The organism is Claveliimonas bilis (assembly GCF_020892095.1).
GTDB lineage: Bacteria > Bacillota > Clostridia > Lachnospirales > Lachnospiraceae > Claveliimonas > Claveliimonas bilis.
The window spans coordinates 3023100-3042110 of record NZ_AP024845.1; the positions used below are offsets into that span (position 1 = coordinate 3023100).

Consider the following 19011-nt stretch of genomic DNA (forward strand, 5'->3'; position numbering starts at 1 on the left):
CTTCCACTATGACTGCATCGGCGTCCCTACTTCAATCAGGTTACCGTCCGGATCATAAAAACGAATCACTTTCTGTCCCCAGTCATGGGTCATAAGTTCGCTGACATATTTTGTTAATGGATATAATTTTTCAAGTTTTTGAGCAAATGCATCTATATCATGTTCTTCAAAATACAATTCACAGGAATTGTTCTCCGGAATAACCTCCTTTTTCAAAAAATTTTTCCAGATTTTTTCATCCTGAAGCACAAGACCTTCCGTTAAAATCATATTGCCACCATTATCAAGCACCATATCCAATCCAAACAGATCATGATAAAACTTCTTTGATTTTTCGATATCCTTAACAACGATCAATATATTTTTTAATTTCATCTTTCTCCTCCAATACTGTCTGCCAGATCATCTGATTGTCTTTAAAACTGAAAAAAATTTCTTTTTCTTCATACATATTTGAGAGATAGGAACGGATCGTACTGCCAATAAGCGCATACTGCTGCGCTGACATCAGTCGGTCATTTTTTGCGGACAGTTCATACATGCTATCCTTTTCTGTTCTCTGCTCCTGCGTTTGCTCTCGTTTGATTTCTCCCTCCGTATCTTCTTGGCACAAGCAGGACAATACCTTGATGCACCAGAGCCCGGGACATATTCAACGCCGCACACCGTACAATTTTTAGCGGGCATTGCTGCCCACCGTTTTGTAGGTATGATATGTAATTCATCGACAAAGCCGATGAATTTATAGTAAATCTTGATTTCCTGCTTCACTGTTCCGTCTGCCATCTTCTCACGCTCCGAAACAAGTATCTTGTCTATGAGTGCGTTTATAACTGTTGCATCCAGTTCTTTTAAGCCTTGATAATTTCGGATAAGGGCGAGGAAGTCACGGATTCCCCGTGATTTCTCGTAGCTTTCATTAAGAGTTTCCGTCACCTCTTTCAGCCTTGCTTCAATTTCAAGCTGCTCTTTCTGGTATTTCCCCGACATCATCTCAAAATTCCGCTCGGTAATACGCTCCATGACCTTATCCTCGTAGAGAGAGGAAAACAGCCTGTCCAGTTCCGCAAGGCGTTTGTTCAGCTTCTTACGTTCTTTCTCTAATGCTTTCGCCCTGCTCTGGTCTGTTTCCGTGAGCCGCTTTTCTATGGCCCTGACCGCCTTTTCATCATTCACTGCCATATCCGCAAAACAGTTGATGTCGGCAAGAACGGCATTGAATAAATCCCTTGCTTCTATATTGTGGGCACTACACTCGCTTCTTCCGTTTCTTGCATAATTATTACATGAATACTGTACACAGTCGATAATCTCTGGGCGTTTCCTCCTGTGTACGTTCATTGCCCGCAGAGCACATCCGCAGTCCACACACTTGATAACGCCTGCAAAAATATTTACAAATCCTCCCTTGTTCTGTGGAAGCCTACGACTTGTAATAAGCTGTTGGACAATATCAAATTCCTCCTGCGTGACTATTCCCTCATGGGTATTGGGTATCACTTCCCATTCTTCGGGCAGCTTAGAGGGGCGTTTCTTGCTTTTCATATTGGCGGCAATCCGTTTGTAGCCTACAAGATTTCCCGCATATATCGGGCTTCTTAAAATGCTCCTCACGCTGTTCCCACTCCAAATATAGCGTTTGTCCTCGTTCCCCTCAAAATGACGTTCAAAGCCTGTTTCGCCACGCTCCGCCGCATAAGCGGCAGGGCGTAGGATATGCTGTTTATTAAGATGTCTGCAAATTTTGGCAACTCCATTCCCTTTTAATGCAAGGTCGAATATCTCTTTTACAACATGTGCCACTTTATCATCTATCAGCAGATGGTTGTGGTCGGCAGGGTCTTTGATATAGCCATAAGGGGCGGTAGTTCCCATGAATTTCCCCTGTTGAAACCTCGCCCGATATGCCGATTTTATCTTAACAGATATGTCAGCGGCATACATTTCGTTTAAAATGTTGCGGAAAGGCGTGATGTCCATAGCAGATTTATTCAAGGTATCTACGCCGTCATTGACCGCTATATACCTCACGTTATGCTCTGGGAAGAAAACTTCCAGATATAACCCACAATCAAGATAGTTTCTCCCCAGACGGGATAAATCTTTCGTAATCACGCAGTTTATCAGACCGCTTTCAATGTCTTTTATCATATTCTGGAAACTTGGTCTTTGGAAATTTGTACCAGAATAACCATCGTCCACATACGTTTTTGCTATGTGCCATCCCTGCTTTTTCACATAATCCGTGAGGATGGATTTCTGTGTCGCAATGCTCGCACTCTCGTTATCCGTACCATCGTCTTTAGATAAGCGGCAATAAATGCCGACTAAATAGATTTTCTTTTCTTCTTTGATTCCTGCCATACTGTAAAACCTCCGTATCTGTCCTATCTGTTTTCATGTCCCATTGCGTACATTCTAAGCGGACAGCCCCTCATTGTCGAAGGTGTCGCCCTCGGCAATCTTCTTCCGAATATCCTCGGAGATAATCGGGACAAACGCTTCTGTAACGGTCTGTGTGCCGACATATTCACGGCTGATTATCATCTGCACTGGTGCTTTTGGCACGATACGCTTTCTCTTTTTATCTGCTTTCTTATCCTCGCCCATACTTAAATCTTCCTTTCCAGACAGGGCAGGGAAGAGTTTGGAAATGTCCCCGCCCTGCCAATCAGATACCATTAATCCTCGCTGTTTAATTCTTTCTGTAATGCTTTAAGGAGTGCCGCCGCTTCATCAGCGTTCAGCGTGATTCCCTTGCCGCACTTTTCACGGTTCGGGGAAAAGCTGCGGATGTCATACTTCGGCTCTTTCCCATTCCATGAAATGAGATTGATTTCCTTTGTGTAGCCACTGTCGCCCGTAGACAATACTGCGATTTCCTTTACGATTTCATACTGGATTTCTCTCATTCTCCATACCTCAACTCTCTGTATTTACTTCCCGAAAAAAGAAGATTAGCGGCTGTCACGGTTGCGTTTCCTCTGCAACTCACGCTCCAAAAGTTTGATGATGGTTTCCTCCATCTGCTTCGGCGTTGTGTTCTTCGGAAAGTATTTTTTCAGCTTGCTTGTGTTGATTTTCAAGGTTTCTTTCTGGTTGCCCTTTTCCTCCGTCATAATCGCAAATATCGTATCCATGTCAAGCCGCCCGCTCTGGCTTAACTGTTTCATCCGCTGTGCCTGTGAGAGTGAGGGCGTTGCTTCTTCGCTCTCCATCGTGGCAAAGAGGTTTTCCTGCTCGTCTTTCTTCAAGAAGGACAGTTCCACCGCAGGCGTGAGGGCGATTTTCCCCTCGTCCACCATCTGCAAAATCGGCGGTATCAGTTCCGTCAGGCGGATAAAACGCTGCACGGTCATCCTGCCCACGCCGAAGCCCTGTGCCACCTTGTCGTCCGTCCGCAACTTCGTCACAACTTGTGACGAGGTTAAGTCTGTGCGGAAACCCTGCCGCTTCATGGCTTCGGATTTCATCTTGTAAGCAAACGCCCGCTCCGATGGCAGGATATTCTCACGCTGCAAATTGCTGTCTACAAGGGTGATGATGGCTCGGTCACGGTCTAAGGGCAGGACAAACGCAGGCACGGTATTTATCCCTGCAAGTTCAGAAGCACGGACACGCCGCTGTCCTGCAATCACTTCATAACCGTCCCCGTCCTCTTTCGGGCGTGTGATTATCGGCGTGACAATGCCAAATTCCTTGATGCTTTCCGCTAACTCTGACAGTGTTTCATCTTCTGCCACATGAAACGGATTGTCGGGGAACGGGTACAAGTCTTTGGTCTTTAACACCTTAAAATCCTGTTTCTTCATTCACATATCTACCTTTCTTTCGCTCTGCTTCTATGATTTTTCTGCAATTCTTCCAACACTTCGGGCGGTATTTTTGACAGCAGCCGCCCCATCTGCTCGTTGGTTCTCTGCAATTCAAATATCTTCTGATTCGCTTTCTGCACCTTTAGTTCCTGCTCGTACTTTTCATCACGCATACGCCCCGCATAGTCTGATTCCTGCCCAATTCTCTCTTTCAAACTGTCGATATACGCCTGCTGTTTCCCGATTTCCTTAGAGAATTTCTCCACGTCTGGCAGCCATGCAGAGAGTAAATCTAACGCTTTATCCCTTTTCTTCCCTGCGTTAAAGGCGTTGATGTCGGATAGGGCAGACACGATTTCTTCATACTGTTTATCAAGCCTGCCGCCTAATTTATAGAGCCATGTGGGGACGTGTTTCCGCTTGGTTTCCATTGAGGACTGCCCCCGTTCAAGCTGATTCCACCGTGAGGACATCCGCTCATGGTAGGCGGTCTGCCACTCGGATAATGATTTCTGGTTGCCTAAGATAGCTTTCGCTGACAGCTTATTGTCTGGCGTAATCGGCACAAAGCAGAGGTGCATATGGGGCGTTCTCTCGTCCATATGGACGACAGCGGAGAGGATATTCTGCTTTCCAACACGCTCCGAAATGAAGTCAAGAGCCGTCTGGAAATACGCTTTTTGTTCTTCGGGCGGTAACTGGTTCATAAATTCTGGTGAAGCTGTGATGAGCGTTTCCACCATCATCACGCTGTCTTTCCTTGTCCTGCACCCCGCTTCGGCTACCATGCGGTTAATCTCTTTCTTGTAGGTGTACTTTGGTGGTGCTATGAGATGGTAATTGTTTTTAGAGCGTTCCATATCTATATCTGGGTTGCTTTTGTAGGCTTCTTTCTTCCGCTCGTTGTGGCGTTCACAAGCCGCAACGCCGCCCGCTTTTCGTTTCTGGAAACGCAGGATTGCATAAGGCATAGGCGGATTCCTCCTTTCTTTCGGCGGGTGACCGTCCTTTGGGGTGACAGCGGTGACGGTGGTGACAGCAGTTTTGGGATACCCCCTGCCGACTGCCGCAACTGTCACCCTCACCCCCTGCATGACGGTCATGTCGATGATGACGGTGTTTTTGAGATACCCCCCTCGCAAGAGCCGTCACCGTCATGCCGCCATTCTTTTATCCGAAGCCGTAAGGCGTAGGATAGCAGGGCACAGCCCTGCCTTAAGGGAGTCCAGAGGGAACGTCTGGCACACGACTTTGCAGGGCAAAGTGTAGTGTGTTACACCCTGTAAACGCAGTCGGAAAAATCGGAATGATTTTTCTGACCGCAGGGGTGGTTTTACACGACCGAAAAGGGCGAGTAAATCTCACGCCTGCATTTTGCGTTTACGGGGTGTTCTCCCGTAGGGATGACAGCGGCAGGGTATCCTAAAATCACTGTCACCACCGTCACTGCTGTCACCCGCAGGGCAGAGCCGCCAGCTTTACATGGCTTTAAGCGTCAATGACAGTAACAGGGGGGTATCCTAATATCGCTGTCACCACCATCACCGCTGTCACCCGCCCTCCTTGCAAGGGCAATCCGCCTGCCGTCTTTCCTGCGGCTGTACTGGTAGCAGATACGGTTCTCGCTTAAAAATGTGGTGCGGTATTCATTCAGCCATTTCGTAATCACCGTGGGTATGGTTTCCGTTTCCCCCATAGCGGCTAACAGTTCCGTTGCCGTGCCTATCCATTCTTCCTTATCCCTCATAAAATCCACCAACCGAAAAAGGACATCTGGTATCGTTTCTTTCGCAAGCTGCTCCTGCGTTTTCCGCTCCACAAGCTCCCAACGGCAATCACGGAAACGCAGCGTGTATTCCTGATAAGGCGTGTCCCTGCCCGTCACATACAGCTTGGCGGTGTCAGACGCACGTTTCTCCTTTTCCAGAACAAAGGTAGCGTCCGCACTCCCCGTTAATCCTGTCGTCCCAGACACCTTGTTGAACACGTCGCTGTCATTCTGCTTTCGGATGTGGTGTACGACAATGACCGCCAGAGAGTGCCTGTCGGCAAAGTCTTTGATGAGGGAGATGTCCCCATAGTCGCTTGCATAGGCATTGTCTTTTGAAGCTGTACGGACTTTCTGCAAGGTATCAATGACAATGAGCCTGCTGTCTGGGTAATCTTTCAGATAATCTTCAAGCTGCACGATAAGACCGTCTGACAGCTTGCAGCTTGCCACGGCAAAGTGGAGCCGCCCGCTTGCTTCGTCCGTCAAACGAAATAACCTGTCCTGTATGCGGCAGAACGTGTCCTCAAGGCAGAGGTAAAGCACATCGCCCTCCATTGTCGGCATATCCCATAAAGGGATTCCCTGCGACACGCATAAGCATAGCTTCAGCATGAGCCAGCTTTTGCCTATCTTCTGTGAGCCGCAGAACAGCGATAAGCCTGTCGGGATAAGGCTGTCCACCACAAAGGATGGTTTCTCAAGCGGTTCATAAAGGAGCGTTTCGGCGTTGACTGTCTGTAACTTCTGCATGGCTTTCCTCCTTTCGGGCGGTGTCTTTGTTTTCGTTGCACATAGGCGTTGACCTCCTTAAAAATAGATTTACTCCCACGGAAAAAAGTGAGAGTATGTAATGCCGCCAATCCCACACAAATAAAAAACAGATTTCTTTTTCGGGCGGTGTCGGTCACGGTTGGAGATATTTCTTCAATTTCCGCCTTTACTTTCTCCTTTGCAATCGCAACAGATTTCTGTATTGCCGAAGCGGTGCAATGCTCCATAGCGGCGATTTGGTAAAAATTGAACTCATACTCGTAGTAGAGCAGGAAACGCCGCCTTTGTATCTCTGGAAGGCTCCCAACCGCCTTATAGAGCGTTTCATTCCGTTCTTCCTCAACCATGCGTTCATCAAGGCTCTTAGGCACACGCAACGCCCGTCTGTAAAGGGTTTCGTCCCATACCTCGTTAAACTCCCTGTGCCGCTCGTCCCATTAGAAAAGATTCCTGTTCCTGCGCTCCATCTGCCGAAACTCCATAAAGAACTGTTCCGACACTTCCAACTCGTGGGATTTGCCCTGCCCGTCCTTAAAGCTGATAAAATACCTTGTGCCGCTTTCCGTGGATTCCTCCCGAAGCGTGTATGCCTTAACCCTGTATGCCATCCTGTTGTCCTCCTGCAAAAAATGAGTGAGGGGATTTCCATCCCTCACCCAGTAGCCCGCAGGATGGCAGGCTGTTTTAGAAGCTATAAAATTTTCCGCAGCTTCTTCCGCAGATGGTCTAACCTCGCATAGATGGCACCAGTCGTCAAATGCACAAGCGGGGCAATCTCCTTTGTGGAATACCCCTGCATTTTCAGCAGGACGATTTTCAAGGTACGCCCGTCCACCGTGACTAATACTTGATAGAGATTTTCGCTCTCAATCTCTTCCAGTAACTCCGCAACCGTACCCACTTCCGCCTGCCGCTCCCTGCCTGCCATGTCCTCAAGATATTCCGCAACGTCATTCGTCCATCGGTAAAACCGCCTGTTGGAATTGAAGTCTGCCCTGTCCGCCATGCGTATCTGCTCAATGGTCGCTTCATCAACGCCGCACTCACGCAGCAGCTTTTCCTCCGCTTCTTTCCAGATACGCCATTTCCTGTCCTCCCGTCCGTGGTTGTATGCCATTCTTACTTCCTCCAATCAGAATTGATTGAGAGGGCAGAGAAAAGCCCCCTCATCTTCCCAAAGGAAAAAACAAGGGGGCTGAACGCCTTAAATTTTAATTTTCTATTATCTTTCTTAGTTTTATTAGGATTCTGGCTTTGCGTTTGTTTACAACGCTCTGGGTTATGCCCAACCTCGCCCCGACTTCACGCTCGGAAAGTCCGTCAAAAAAGATTGCCTGTATCAGCTCCTGTTCACTATCCGACAGCAAAGGCAGGGCGGCTTTCAGCCTGTCCACCATGACCGCATTGACAACGGTTTCTGCAATGTCCACCGCTTCATCAGTGATAAAGTCCAGAGGATTCCCCTCGCTGTCCGTAAATCCGTCGAGAGATAGCAGTCTATTCTTTGTATCTAATTTTTGCAGATAACGCCACCGTTCCTTGTCACGGTAGAAGTCTGTGTATTGCTCCCTCACGACTTCAAGCAGACAGCCTTGAATGGGGATAAACAGCTTGTCCATATAGGTCTGGTCGGATTCCCTGCAACGGCAGAACTCCGTGTAGGATAATTCCACATAGCCGCCACTTTCTCTGATATATACCTTTCTTGGTGCATATTTCACCATAAATACCTCCCATCTGAATTTTTGAAATGTAAAAAATCCAGATGGAGAGGCGGAGAACGACACCGCATATCAGAAACAGCCCTACGGCACTTTCCAACAAAAATCGACAAAAGAAAAACCGCAAAGGCTCTGTGACCTTTACGGTTATAGGAAATAGTAATTCTATTGTATGGAGATTGTACTTCTACTTTCAAGGTGAGAAGTACCGTTGCACTGGCAGAAATTTTTTTAACTGGTTTCCTGCCGTTCTCTGATATGCTATGTATTGATAAATTTTGCTTCGTATGAGCAGATAGATAACTGCCCGAAAAAAGGACATAAAAAAATCCCTCCAAATTTAAAAACAAATTCAGAGGGTAATTTAGGGTATAACAAAATAACCCACCCGAATATCGTTTTTTTTATTTGGTGAGTTTGTTCTTTCAAATACGAAACAAAAAGAGCCGATGATTCGTGAATTGTTCCACAATTTCATCGGCTCTGCGTCTTAAGCGTCTGGCTCTTTGATGACAGTTATCTTCAAGTTGTCAACTTTAATCAATCTTTCTTGTCTGCATTTTGGACAATAAAGGGGATAATTCTCCAAAACAGTGTCCTTCCTAATTTTATTACGGGTTTTGCTCCCACAAACAGGACACAATATCCATTCGCATTTCATCATAATTAGTCTCTAATCCTTTCAAATCTCATTTTATATGACTTTTGCAAGCTGTTAAGCTAACTTGTGGAACATATGCCGAACCTTATCTATACGGCTATTCGGGCGGCGGGGTTGGCAAATAAATTTACCAATAGCTGGCTGGTATCCTTTTAACTCTGTCAAGCAGACTCCCTGCCCATTTGTGAAATAAGTTAAATCGTTCCTGTATTCTTGAATACATCTAGCAGGGATTTCTCCTTTCAGAATGACCTCGTCATTCTTTATCTGAGTACTTACAATATCTGCACAATACCTTGGAGCATCATGATACGCCCGTGAGAGATATTCCTGCGGTGCATAAATTTCAAAGTGGAGATATGGCTCTAATAGTTCTGTCCCTGCTTTTTTTAAAGCCTGCTCCAATACGATAGGGGAAAGCAGCCGAAAGTCTGCGGGGGTACTTACAGGACTATAATACAATCCATATTCAAAACAGATTTTACAGTCTGTCACTTTCCATCCATACAGCCCCTGCTCGCAGCCATAAAGAACCCCCTCCATAACCGCATTTTGGAACGATTGATTTAAATATCCAAGTGAAACTCTGCTTTCATACTGCACTCCGCTTCCAATAGGGAGCGGCTCTATGGACAACCCGACAGAAGCCCAGAAAGGATTTGGCGGGACTTCTATGTGGATGGTATATTCTGCTTTTCTAAGCGGTCTTTCCATATATATAACAGTAGGCTCTTTTATTTCTGCCTCCACATGATATTTTTCCTCAAGGATGGCACAAATGACTTCCATCTGCACATTCCCCAAAAAAGAAAGTATAATCTCATGCGTTGTAGTATCCACATAATATTTTAAAAGAGGGTCGCCATCTGAAATTTCTGTAAGTGCCCCAAGCAATATTTCCCGCTGTTCAGATTTCTTTACTGCAATCGTTGTTTGGAGCATAGGGAGAGGATTTTCAATAAATTTTCTCTGCGGCAACAGTATTTCGTTCCCCAAAATACTGTTTAGCTGCAAAACATCATTTGGTAAAATTACAATATCACCAGAGCAGGCTGTATCGGATGAATATAATTCACCGTTTGTCGGAACACACATCTCTGTGATTTTTATTTTCTCTTTTTCAGATATTCTAATAACATCCCTCAAATGCAATGTTCCGCTATATATACGCACATAAACAAAACGCCGCCTTTTCTCTGAATATTCAATCTTAAAAACCTGCCCGCATAGTTCAGATTGACCTTCAGGCGTTGATGAATAAAATTTACTGGCAATTACTTCTATAAGCTGCCGAATCCCCAGATTGTTTTTAGCGCTTCCGTGATAAACGGGAAATAACGTTCCGTTTTGGAATCTCCTGTTTTCTTCCTGTTCCAGTTCTGACATTTTAAACGGTTTCCCTGACATATATTTCTCTAATAGTTCATCGTTTCCCATAATTACCGCATCCCACTGTTCCATATCGTCATTGTCCGTTACATTTATATGGGGATGCTGCCCAACCTTTTGCTTCACTATAATTTCCGAAGAAAGCTTTGCTTTCATTTCCCGATATACCATTGGCAAATCAATCCCCTCTTGGTCAATTTTATTGATGAAAAAAATTGTCGGAATCTTCATTATCTGTAGTGCATGAAACAGTATACGGGTCTGTGCCTGTATGCCATCCTTTGCAGAAACTAATAATACTGCTCCGTCTAATACGGATAAAGAACGGTATACTTCCGCCAAAAAATCCATATGGCCTGGCGTATCTATAATGTTGACTTTTACATCCTCCCACTGAAAAGATGTCACTGCTGTCTGGATAGTGATTCCCCTTTGACGCTCCAAATTCATTGTATCTGTCCTTGTTGTGCCTTCATCTACGCTCCCTAGTTCTGCAATTGCACCACTGGTATACAATAAACTTTCCGTTAATGTTGTCTTTCCTGCGTCAACGTGAGCCAGAATGCCTAAGTTAATTATTTTCATGTGATTTTCCTCCTATCAACACCCAAAAAAGGGCATAAAAATACCCAGTGATAAATACTCCTATCACTGGGTAAATAACTCCAATAGCCCCAAAACACTTATATGTTTTCGGGCATATAAAATTACATGATAAAAGTATTCTTAAACTGGGTACAAAAAACTAAGCCCCATATTAAAAGTGAAACGGGACTGCTACTTTTTGTTCCCACTATCAAATTGACAGTTTATTTAAGAATACCTTGCCGCATATTTATTAACTCCTTGTATAATACTGAATCTAATTATATTCCTTAACCCTTTATTTGTCAAGCTGACAAACTAAAGCAGAAAAAGCGGCAGGATTTCCCCCTGCCACTAATCATCTGTTTATGCAAAAATAATTTCCTTTTCCACAATCTCCCTCGCACAAGCCCTTATGTTATTGAGGCATCCTGTCCATTCTAAGGCGTTTTCTGCCTTTAGCTGTTCCGTTATGCCCTGTGCCTGTTTCATACCCTCTATGAGCCTTTCAAAGCGTTCCTGTGCCTGTCTGTTGATGTCGGCAAGGTAGGCGTTTAGCCTGCCGCTTGTAAGAAGATTGGTGTATGTAACTTTACGGTACTGTTTTAGATAATCTAAATGCCGTTGCCCCCAGATGCCTATTGCCTGTTCTTCTTCGGCGGGTACAGTTAAGCACGGTATCAAATAATCCCCTTGCCTTTCGTATTTGCCGCCCAGTTCCTCAAATAATGATTTTGCCATTGTCTGTTACCTCCACATTCTTTTTTATTTTGAATGTCCGCAAAATCCGTCCTACATCTGAAGATCATATGCATCGAAAATATTCTTCAGCAGCACTTCAAATGTAATCGGCGTATTACACAGTTCCCTGATTTTCCCTTTGATTTCTGTAATTGCTCTGCGGTTAAGCTGTGCCAGTTCCCTGATATCCGTCATGACAGGAGCATGGGATGGTACAAAGCGCGCCACATCCAATGTCTGAATATATTCCAACGTCTGCAGCGTCTTTTCAGGATCCCAAAGATAACTGACGCCATACTTCCCAAGTGTTTCCTCTGAAGATACACTGTCCGCAATATAAGCTGTTCCGTCCTTAGTCCGAAAACCAACCATGTCGAAGCAATGGCCCGGCAATTCCAAAAGCTCCATATATTCGGGCAGAATATCGCTTGTAAGGGGAAGTACATTGCTTCCCTGCGCCATAAGAAACTTATTCTTCAATTCTTTGAAAGGACGGCCGCCATAAAGGCCGATCGGTTCCAATACAGGCATATTGGAATAAATATATTCCATGTCTTTTGCGTAAATCTTACACCCGGTTTTCTTCTGTAAAAAGTAATTTCCACCAATATGGTCTGCATGAGAATGCGTGTTAAAAATTGCTTTCAGATTCCAGCCTTTTGATTCCAGGATGCGGCAGACCTTTTTTCCAGCATCTTTATCATTACCGCTATCAATCAGTACAACTTCATTATCGCTTGCTTTTATCAGTCCGATTTTGGCCGGGCAGTCAATATAGTAATCATGCTCTGACAATTGTATTAATTCGTACATTATCTCACCTCCGTTGCTCTCGTAACAGAGAGTTCCAATTCCTTTATTCCCTTATCCGCAAAATTTTATCCAGCTTCTTCCCTTTTGCCAGTTCATCGATCAATTTATCCAAATATCGAATTTCTTGCATAAGAGGTTCTCTGATATCTTCTACCCGTATTCCACAGACAACACCTTTGATCCGTTTTCTATTTTCGTTCATTTCCGGGGCACTGTTGAAAAACTCTTCATAATTAACAGATGTTGAAGCCATCCTTTCCAAGTCTTCCGGTTTATATCCTGTAAGCCAACAGATGATCTCGTCTACTTCCTCTTTCGACCGTCCTTTTCTGACAGCCTTGTTTACCAAAAGAGGATAAATTTTCGCAAATTCCATTTTATAAACTTTTTCATTGTCCATGCATCAGATCCACCCTTTCCTCAATCACTACTAACCGCTTTCGTATACTTCATAAATCCCTGCTCAAATTCCTCCGGATATGTGCATCCAAGGCTCTCGGCAATCAGCACTGCCATTTCACGAAACAGTCTGCATGAAGTTTTAATGGCCTCCCTGAAATGTTCATAGTTGCTGTCAGGGAAGGTCTCCTCATATAGCAGGTAAACATTTTCCGGAAGATATCGTTTAAAATATTTATTCTGTTTTCCACAGGAAACAGAATATGCTGTCTTACTTCCGATATACCATCCCAGCATGACTTCAAGCATATGGTGGGCCTGATCATAATAAGTCGTCATAGCAAATGGAAGTTCATCTCTAAAGATTCCTTTGACAACATCACAGAGCGACCAGAAAAATTCATTACAGCAGCCCTGAAATTGCGCTTCTGTGGGTTTTCTGACGTAAAATTCCTCGTCTGTAGGCGGAGGCAGCTGGGGAAGACATCCCGTTTTATCTATAAGCGGAAGGAACAGTTTATTTCTGTTGCTCCCCTCTTTCATAGTTTCCAAAGTTTCAACACCGATATCAATGCGGTTTCCATCTTCAAATATCAGCAGCCAGGAATAGGTTTTATCATAATGGCTGCGCAGGCCAAAACGTTCTCCATAACCATACGCATCATCCTGCTCCTGTTTCAGAATAACTTTTCCAAATGGATTCATCCACGACGTATCAGCGCGAAAACTTTCTGTCTCTTTCACTACATACATAATATCAAAATCCTGATAAATATCCCTGGGGACATTGGGATTTGCCCTTGAACCTTTCAGATATGCTGCCAGCACACGGTCATCCGACCTGGCTGTATCGATAATGATATCAAACATCTCTTTTTCTGTGCGCATATATAACCTCCCTCAAATCCGTTCTATTCTAAAGTCTCAAGCTGTTAAACTGGAATTGTCATTTCCGATTTGGCTTTCTTTTCATAGCTAACAATTTAATATAATCATCGAACTCATCGGTATTGGTCGGTTCAAACATTACCCATTTTCCATCGTGATAGGTTTCTGCTTCATCATATTTTCTGCAAACAGCATCAGAAAGACTGCCTCTTATAGCTTCAAATTTGGTTCTTTCATCCTTTCCAAAAATAATCAGGAAACCAACGCAATTACTTTTTGCATATAGACAGCAAAGAGTTTTACCGCCTCTACGATATTTGTACTCGTAAGTCCACTTCTTACCACCGGTATTCCATAGTCGTTCCATTTCGTATTTCTCATCAATAGCCCAGCATAACTCCTGCCAGACTTCGAACAAAGATGGGCCCAGCAGTTCAGTCATAGTTGATTTGGATGGTATATTTTCAAGCATGATATTCCTCCTTAAACGTTCATTTTGCGATGCAAAAGAATTTGTCAGATATAGCGCCTTACCTTCTTCATATACTCAACATATGCCTTCCCAAATCTCTCTTTACACTCTCTTTCTTCTGCAATAATAATCCATTCATCTTATATCTCCACAAATCAATAGGATTTATAACCCCTATCCGAAACAATATCTCAAATCCAAATCAAAGAATAGGAACACACAATTTACAATAATGCCTGTCTACAAGCATATTCAAAAGTAAAACAAATCTTCAAACTTTTTGTCCAATGCAGTACAGAGAATCAGCGCCAGTTTCGCTGTAGGATTGAACTGTCCTGTTTCAATGGAGCTGATCGTGTTCCGAGACACGCCAACCATATCTGCCAGCCGCTTCTGTGATAATTTCAATTCCATCCGTGTTTCTTTAAGGCGATTTTTTAATATCAGCTTGTCATCCATATTTTCCACCGCCCTACAAAATTGTGGAAGATACGCTCAGGTCATAAATATAGCATCCGGACATTACGAATACCAATATCGTATAGGCAATTGCTATCCCAAGCTCATACTTACGATGAAGTTTAATATATTTCACCCAGGAAATCGTCATATTTGCGCTAAAGACAAGTGCCCAGAGTCCCCAGTTTGTACCTTTTCCGACAAATATCTGTATCGCGAAAAAGAGCGTCGCCAAAGCCATCTGAACCACAACTGCCTTTTGACTTGCCTGCTTTATAACTTCTTGCTCGTATACGTCCTTATTTCTATTTTCCGCTCTGCTTTTTGCTAAAATTTCATCCTTGTTCATAATGGAAGCCTCCAAATCGAATTGCCAAGTTTTCTTGTCGTATCTTCATCATAACATTGCCAAGTACACTTGTCGATAGTTTTTCTAAAAATGTTAAGATACGTTGCTTGTGGCAATGGGCAATTCATACTACAATAATGGTAACGATAACAAGAAAGGGGGCATCCCTAATGCTTAATGAAAACATTAAAGCAATCAGAAAGTCAAAAGGACTTTCGCAGCAGGATCTTGCTGTCAAGCTGAACGTCGTGCGGCAAACTGTTTCTAAATGGGAGCAAGGAGTTTCCCAAAGTTAAAGATACCACATCAATCCCACGCGGACTTTTGCTCAACCGATACAGCCGGAGGGCTGGATAACAAGAAAAGGCGGTATGCGCCCCGTGGAGGGGTAGCGTACCGCCTTTTCTTGTGGGGGTTTCCAAAGGGGGCAACGCCCCCATTTGGCACACGACTTTGCGAAGCAAAGTGTAGTGTGTTATACGCTCTGCCGGCGTTGCCGTGAAAATGCCGTTGCCGCCGGGGAGGGCAAGGGCATTTGAAGCGGCAGGAAAACAGGGCTGTGCTTGCGTGGCGTGGAGCCGCAAGCGCAGGTCTGGACTCATCAGCAGACAGGGCGTATATGAAAGCCCCAGTTCCTCGTCCTACGCTCCAACTTGTGGACAAAGTGTCCCGAAGTTGTGGCCACACTCCCGGAAAAGTAGCAGGACAACGGGCAACCGTCAAGGCTGAAATGAACGGGTTTACACCCGGCCTTGACCTCCGCCCGCTGTCCCGCTGGATGGGTGGACAAGGCGGCCAATCCCTCAAAGTGCTTGGCCGCTCTCTTTCTGATTTTGAGGTATTCAGTTTTTCAAAATTGAATAATCAAAATAAATTTTTTCGATTGAAAAAATTTTATTTGTTATCATCTTCAATGCCATATTTTTTCTTTTGCCGAATCACATAATTACTGATTTTTTCATCATATAGTGGATACTGGTAATCCAACTGGCATGCCACTTCTGACGAAACCTCCCGGAACAATGCCATACATTGTTCAAAGGATTCCCACATATGGGGATAGGAATCCATATTATAAGTGGACATAAGTCGTTCCCACAATTCCTCTGGGACATATTGCTTCATAAATTTATAGTTTTTTCCCAAACTGAAATGAAATCCCTGTTTGATACCAATCAGCCAGGAAATCATGCGAAGCAATTCTTTTCGTACTATATCATTCATATGGTCAATAGCAAAAAGAATTTCTTTGCGGCATAAGCCCTTTACTACATATGTTGTAGTATTCCAAAATTCATTACAGCAATCGTCAAACATTCTTTGAGTAGGCTTCTGCAAGTGGTAGTCTATATCCGTTGGTATTGGCGGCTTTACGATACGGTTGTCTTTATCCAACAGTAACTTTACCAGTTTATCCCATGTAAAATACTCGTCTATCAGTTCCAGCGGCAGCAAAGTTAAATCTATCTTAACATCATCAGTAAACAGCATTAAATATGAAAATCCCTTTTCTACAGCTGGAAATAATTCCATATCTTCCGGCTTTTGCAGAATCAACCTTTCACCAAATATATCTAGCCATTTATCATCACTTGTGAAGCTGTCCATATCCGTAACAAAAAAAGTAATATCAAAATCCTGAAAATCATCAGGCGGAATATTTGTATTTGTTCTAGATCCTTCCAAAGTAACCATGCGAATGCGTTTGTCTGTTTTTGCAAAATTCAAAACAATATCATAAACTTCCTTTTCTGATCTCATTTTTATCTCCTCCAATTATTGAAATAGGTGTGAAGCCATTTTAGGGCTTTCCCGCCTTGATTACCCTTTAGCAAAGACGGGCGGGACTGTCAACGGCGGCGCATGAAATGCGCCGTTCATCTTGACCGTTGACTGGCTCGGCTGGCTTTGCTATCTTCCTGACAAATGGGAATGTCTAAGATAGTAAAGACGTCCCACATGCAACTCTTTCTTTTATTGCGGAAACCGTATCTTTAATTGTGAATGTAGTTGTGTCTATGACATTTGATTCATATACTCCCAAACCGGAAAATTGCTCCCACATTGTTTCCACTAATTCAATATTTGTTTTTCTATCTAATTTTGAGCGTTCCACAGCTCGCTTCATAGTTTCTTTTTTACTCGCTCTTAATACAATATAGTGTACCTCGTAATCTTCTTGGGCAAGAGCTTTCCATGGCTCCAAAAACCATGGCCCGACAATCCCATCTACAATTACATCATATCCGCCACGAGCATATCGCTTTGCAGCTTCTAAAAAGGCTTCAATGACAACCAGATTTTGCTCGTTGGATTCTGGCAAATGTGGTGGTATTGCGCCTTTGCTTAAGTGATGAAAAAAGTCATCGGTGTGCATATGCACTGATTTATCCATATCTGATTCCTTTGCGACAATTGACGCAGTTGTTGTTTTTCCTGTCCCCGGTGAGCCTGTAATCACAATAATTCTTCCTTGATTCATCTGTATTTTCCCTCACAATTCAAATTTATCACTTTGTTCCTGCCTGCTCAATCATCTTCTTCGCAAACTGCTGGAACATTTCAACAGTTTCTTTATCCATCGGTGTAAGCTGTCCGATCTGTCCAGCTATCATCGCCGTTACATCGTCAATGGAAAGTGGTTTTTGTTTCTGTTCCGCCAGTGCGTCCCGCATGGCTTGGAACATAGCGGCGGTCACAGCTTCTCCCGGCTGTTCCCCGTTGTCAATGTCTTTCTTAATGTCCCGCAGGATAGCCAGGAACACATTTTTGATTTTTTCAATCTCCGCTTCATGTTCCCCTATCTTTTGGGCGTTCAAAAGCTGTAAATCCTGCTTCGCTTCTGCCCGGTGTTCCGGGTGTTCTTTCATCAGGTCGGACAGGGAAGCCGTTGCCATCTCGATAAGCTGGTTTCTTGCTGTTATGCCCTTTGCCGCCGTATCCTGAAAATAAATCCGTATCAAATCTATCAGCTTAGGAAAATTCCTGTGTTCCAACAGGCGGTTGAGGATTTGCACATCAACAGCACCCGTCACAAGCCCCCTCACGGCTCCCTCGGACAAGCCTAATTCAGAAATATCGTAGCTTTTACGAACGCTCACGGTAGACAAGCCCAGTATGTAGTCTGTCGATACCTTAAATTCCTTTGCCACACCTATGAGAATATCACTGCTGACCGTTCTTGTTTCGCCGCTGACAATGCGGCTCAACTGGGAAGCGGAAACGCCTATCTTCTCCGCAAGTTCCTTTTGTGTGATGTGGTTCCCGTTGCATAAATCGGAAATCCGCTGTCCGGGCGTTCCGGGTAAAGCCATAGATACGCACCTCCTCCGCATACTTCCATTATACAGAATGATTGCAAAAATGCAATTTCCAAAGTGTAAACTTCATCAAAATGCAATTCTCGCAATATTCCGGGAATTGCATTTTTTTCGTGTAGACTTAGGGTAGTTCATCGATGGACGGCACCTTGAAAACAGAATGACCGTCCGAAAAGGAATACCCCGGCTGGGGAAGCACCGCAAGGAGTCGGACTTCGGGACAAAATGTCCCGAAGTTGCGAGGAGCGTGCCAACGCCGGAACACGCCGCAGGAATGGGGCAGGAAACCTTTTCGGGGAGAACGGCAACGGAAAGCAAAATGGAGGGAACGCATGAGAGATAACCCCTATAAAGACTTGCCGCCGCTGGAACGCAGGCCGGACGGTTCCCTTTACCGCATGACCCCGGCGCAGAGAAAACAGGCGGCCAGCCTGATACGCCGGGAGTGCTGTTGCTGTGAGGACGGCAACTGCATTGTCCTTGACGATGGGGACACCTGCACCTGTCCGCAGACGATTTCTTTCTCGGTCTGCTGTAAGTGGTTCCGCTGGGCGGTCTTGCCGCTGGACGGGACGCTGGAAGCGGAGATTTTCCGGGATAAGGACTTGAAACGCTGTGAGGTCTGCGGCGGTGTGTTCGTCCCCAAATCCAACCGGGCAAAATACTGCCCCGGCTGTGCCGCCAGAGTTCACAGGCGGCAGAAAACAGAAAGTGAACGGAAAAGGAGGTCTGCTGTGGACAGTTAGGAGCGAAAAAAGCCTTGATTTATCAGGCTTCGCAAGCCCCAAACCGGGGCTGGTGGTATAAAGTATCGCCCGCCCCGGAAAACGGGCTTCTAACCGTCCACAAAACGCACT

Annotated in this window: 23 protein-coding genes and 3 pseudogenes; 3 read left to right on the top strand and 23 right to left on the bottom strand. The window is 44.6% G+C overall.

Annotated elements, in window-relative coordinates:
* Positions 1-6: 6 nt before the first annotated feature.
* From EUBC25_RS14700 to EUBC25_RS14795, 20 genes and pseudogenes are all read right to left on the bottom strand, one after another.
* Positions 7-375 carry a VOC family protein gene (locus tag EUBC25_RS14700; protein WP_230106212.1) on the bottom strand — a complete coding sequence of 123 codons (369 nt, stop codon included), beginning with the start codon at positions 373-375 and terminating at the stop codon, positions 7-9.
* Positions 344-541, bottom strand: a complete 198-nt coding sequence (locus EUBC25_RS14705) for a hypothetical protein (RefSeq protein ID WP_230106213.1) — start codon at positions 539-541, stop codon at positions 344-346. Before EUBC25_RS14705 ends, EUBC25_RS14700 begins: the two co-directional genes overlap by 32 nt.
* Positions 508-2364 (bottom strand): recombinase family protein, encoded by a 1857-nt coding sequence (locus EUBC25_RS14710; RefSeq protein ID WP_001820670.1) that lies wholly within the window; start codon positions 2362-2364, stop codon positions 508-510. Before EUBC25_RS14710 ends, EUBC25_RS14705 begins: the two co-directional genes overlap by 34 nt.
* 54 nt (positions 2365-2418) lie before the next feature.
* Complete coding sequence (locus tag EUBC25_RS14715) at positions 2419-2610, bottom strand: hypothetical protein (RefSeq protein WP_001820669.1); 192 nt, start codon at positions 2608-2610, stop codon at positions 2419-2421.
* 71 nt (positions 2611-2681) lie between these two features.
* Positions 2682-2912, bottom strand: coding sequence for a YdbC family protein (locus tag EUBC25_RS14720; protein WP_001206986.1), 231 nt, complete (start codon positions 2910-2912; stop codon positions 2682-2684).
* A gap of 45 nt (positions 2913-2957) precedes the next feature.
* Complete coding sequence (locus EUBC25_RS14725; RefSeq protein WP_000743700.1) at positions 2958-3812, bottom strand: ParB/RepB/Spo0J family partition protein; 855 nt, start codon at positions 3810-3812, stop codon at positions 2958-2960.
* Positions 3813-3820: 8 nt separating this feature from the next.
* Positions 3821-4786 (bottom strand): MobV family relaxase, encoded by a 966-nt coding sequence (gene mobV, locus EUBC25_RS14730; RefSeq protein ID WP_001820668.1) that lies wholly within the window; start codon positions 4784-4786, stop codon positions 3821-3823.
* Between the two features lie 517 nt (positions 4787-5303).
* Positions 5304-6336, bottom strand: a pseudogene (locus EUBC25_RS14735) (AAA family ATPase).
* A gap of 154 nt (positions 6337-6490) precedes the next feature.
* Positions 6491-6965, bottom strand: a pseudogene (locus EUBC25_RS14740) (RNA polymerase sigma factor).
* An 83-nt stretch (positions 6966-7048) separates the two neighbouring features.
* Positions 7049-7474: an RNA polymerase sigma factor gene (locus tag EUBC25_RS14745; RefSeq protein WP_000323895.1), complete on the bottom strand. Its 426-nt coding sequence runs from the start codon at positions 7472-7474 to the stop codon at positions 7049-7051.
* 94 nt (positions 7475-7568) lie between these two features.
* Positions 7569-8078, bottom strand: coding sequence for a sigma-70 family RNA polymerase sigma factor (locus EUBC25_RS14750; protein WP_105116765.1), 510 nt, complete (start codon positions 8076-8078; stop codon positions 7569-7571).
* Positions 8079-8568: 490 nt separating this feature from the next.
* Positions 8569-8742, bottom strand: a complete 174-nt coding sequence (locus EUBC25_RS14755) for a cysteine-rich KTR domain-containing protein (protein WP_002779755.1) — start codon at positions 8740-8742, stop codon at positions 8569-8571.
* A gap of 51 nt (positions 8743-8793) precedes the next feature.
* Positions 8794-10713, bottom strand: a complete 1920-nt coding sequence (gene tet(O), locus EUBC25_RS14760; RefSeq protein ID WP_000691758.1) for a tetracycline resistance ribosomal protection protein Tet(O) — start codon at positions 10711-10713, stop codon at positions 8794-8796.
* 366 nt (positions 10714-11079) lie between these two features.
* A complete protein-coding gene (locus tag EUBC25_RS14765; protein ID WP_001129922.1) occupies positions 11080-11454 on the bottom strand; it encodes a TnpV protein in 375 nt (124 codons plus the stop codon).
* A 51-nt stretch (positions 11455-11505) separates the two neighbouring features.
* Positions 11506-12267, bottom strand: coding sequence for an MBL fold metallo-hydrolase (locus EUBC25_RS14770; RefSeq protein ID WP_230106214.1), 762 nt, complete (start codon positions 12265-12267; stop codon positions 11506-11508).
* 43 nt (positions 12268-12310) lie between these two features.
* Positions 12311-12667, bottom strand: coding sequence for a DUF2200 domain-containing protein (locus EUBC25_RS14775; protein WP_230106215.1), 357 nt, complete (start codon positions 12665-12667; stop codon positions 12311-12313).
* A 20-nt stretch (positions 12668-12687) separates the two neighbouring features.
* Positions 12688-13554, bottom strand: coding sequence for an aminoglycoside 6-adenylyltransferase (locus EUBC25_RS14780; protein WP_230106216.1), 867 nt, complete (start codon positions 13552-13554; stop codon positions 12688-12690).
* A 58-nt stretch (positions 13555-13612) separates the two neighbouring features.
* Positions 13613-14026 (bottom strand): DUF3788 domain-containing protein, encoded by a 414-nt coding sequence (locus EUBC25_RS14785; protein ID WP_230106217.1) that lies wholly within the window; start codon positions 14024-14026, stop codon positions 13613-13615.
* A gap of 252 nt (positions 14027-14278) precedes the next feature.
* Complete coding sequence (locus tag EUBC25_RS14790; RefSeq protein WP_230106218.1) at positions 14279-14485, bottom strand: helix-turn-helix transcriptional regulator; 207 nt, start codon at positions 14483-14485, stop codon at positions 14279-14281.
* A gap of 13 nt (positions 14486-14498) precedes the next feature.
* Positions 14499-14834: a DUF6442 family protein gene (locus EUBC25_RS14795; RefSeq protein WP_230106219.1), complete on the bottom strand. Its 336-nt coding sequence runs from the start codon at positions 14832-14834 to the stop codon at positions 14499-14501.
* Positions 14835-15004: 170 nt separating this feature from the next.
* On the opposite strand from EUBC25_RS14795, the pseudogene EUBC25_RS14800 reads away from it, so the two are divergent.
* Positions 15005-15121, top strand: a pseudogene (locus EUBC25_RS14800) (helix-turn-helix transcriptional regulator); the annotation flags it as partial.
* 248 nt (positions 15122-15369) lie between these two features.
* On the top strand, positions 15370-15780 hold the full coding sequence (locus EUBC25_RS14805; RefSeq protein ID WP_002334817.1) for a hypothetical protein: 411 nt from the start codon (positions 15370-15372) through the stop codon (positions 15778-15780).
* On the opposite strand, the gene EUBC25_RS14810 is transcribed toward EUBC25_RS14805, so the two are convergent.
* The 3 genes from EUBC25_RS14810 to EUBC25_RS14820 all read right to left on the bottom strand — a co-directional run bounded on the left by EUBC25_RS14810 (position 15729) and on the right by EUBC25_RS14820 (position 18148).
* Entirely contained in the window at positions 15729-16595 is an 867-nt protein-coding gene (locus EUBC25_RS14810) for an aminoglycoside 6-adenylyltransferase AadE (protein WP_001255868.1), read from the bottom strand. The two genes, EUBC25_RS14805 and EUBC25_RS14810, sit on opposite strands and share 52 nt — an antisense overlap.
* Before the next feature lie 175 nt (positions 16596-16770).
* On the bottom strand, positions 16771-17316 hold the full coding sequence (locus EUBC25_RS14815) for a P-loop nucleotide/nucleoside kinase family protein (protein ID WP_230106220.1): 546 nt from the start codon (positions 17314-17316) through the stop codon (positions 16771-16773).
* Positions 17317-17344: 28 nt separating this feature from the next.
* Complete coding sequence (locus tag EUBC25_RS14820) at positions 17345-18148, bottom strand: helix-turn-helix domain-containing protein (RefSeq protein ID WP_002334816.1); 804 nt, start codon at positions 18146-18148, stop codon at positions 17345-17347.
* A gap of 338 nt (positions 18149-18486) precedes the next feature.
* On the opposite strand from EUBC25_RS14820, the gene EUBC25_RS14825 reads away from it, so the two are divergent.
* Positions 18487-18900, top strand: a complete 414-nt coding sequence (locus tag EUBC25_RS14825) for a cysteine-rich VLP domain-containing protein (protein WP_002588751.1) — start codon at positions 18487-18489, stop codon at positions 18898-18900.
* Positions 18901-19011 lie beyond the last annotated feature (111 nt).